At 67.2% G+C, this 1,145-nt stretch carries 1 pseudogene; it reads left to right on the top strand.

The features are described 5' to 3' along the window. Nucleotides 1–107 precede the first annotated feature (107 nt). A pseudogene (locus HLA95_RS27410) lies at nucleotides 108–1,131 on the top strand (IS481 family transposase). Nucleotides 1,132–1,145: the final 14 nt, after the last annotated feature.

The raw sequence follows: 1,145 nt of genomic DNA, 5'->3' as shown, positions 1-1,145 counted from the left end.
TGTGGGGTTTGTAGACCCCGTTTCACCTCGCCCGATCCTACCAGCTCCGCTATCGCCTGATCCCATCGCGTCACGGTGGAAGCCGCTCGTGGCGGCAGGGAGGCGGAATGGATGCACGCACCCGGCTGGGGTGGGTCCGGCTCTACGCGGCGATCGGCAACGCCGGCATCGTCTGCCGCCGCTGCGGCATCTCCCGGCCGACCCTCCGCAAATGGTGGCAGCGCTATCGCAGCGACGGGGTGCCCGGCCTGGAGACCCGCAGTTTCCGGCCGCACCATTCGCCAGGCCGCAAAGTGTTCCAGCAGGACGAGGCGCTCATCCTGGAACTGCGCCGTGGCCGCCGCCTTGGGATCAAGCGGCTCAGGAACGAGCTCATCCGCGAGCACACGCTCAAGCTCGCGTTGGACACCATCCACAAGGTCCTGGTCCGGCACGGCGAGCGCTACCTGAAGCGTCGGCCGCTACGGCGCAAGCACACCAGGCGCTATAGCCGCCCAATTCCCGGTGACCGGGTACAGGTCGACGTCTGCAAGATCGCGCCCAAGCTCTACCAGTACACCGCCATCGAGCGGCAGGAGCCGCTCGATCCGGCGTCCAGAGGACCGGCCGGCAGGAGCCGGCCGAGGCGACGACTGCTCGCGCTTCCAGATCGTCGGGACCTATCCCCGCCGCACCGCCGCCAACACGATCCACTTCCTCGAACGCATGCGCGAGGAGATGCCGTTCGCCATTCAGCGCATCCAGACCGACCGCGGCCAGGAGTTCTTCGCCTACCAGGTCCAAGAGCAACTCCAGGCCTGGCACATCAAGTTCCGGCCGATCCGGCCGCGCTCACCGCATCTGAACGGCAAGGTCGAGCGGGCGCAGCGGACCGCGCTGGAGGAGTTCTGGCCGACCGTCGACCTGAAGGACCCGTTGCTGCCCGACCAGTTCGACGAGTGGCAGCACTTCTACAACTGGAACCGTCCGCACGGCGCTCTCGCCGGCCGGACACCGGTCGACCGGGTCTGCGAGCTGATCGCCAAGGCACCACTCAGTGAAGCCGTCTGGGATGCCTACGACCCTGCCAAGGAGCGCATCCGCACCCAGGACTACCGCTGGGACACCACCTTCGCGCGCATGCAACGATGATCACGGACCCTACA

Source organism: Geminicoccus harenae (genome assembly GCF_019800005.1).
In the GTDB taxonomy this organism is placed as follows: domain Bacteria; phylum Pseudomonadota; class Alphaproteobacteria; order Geminicoccales; family Geminicoccaceae; genus Geminicoccus; species Geminicoccus harenae.
This window is presented reverse-complemented; position numbering and strand designations above follow the sequence as displayed.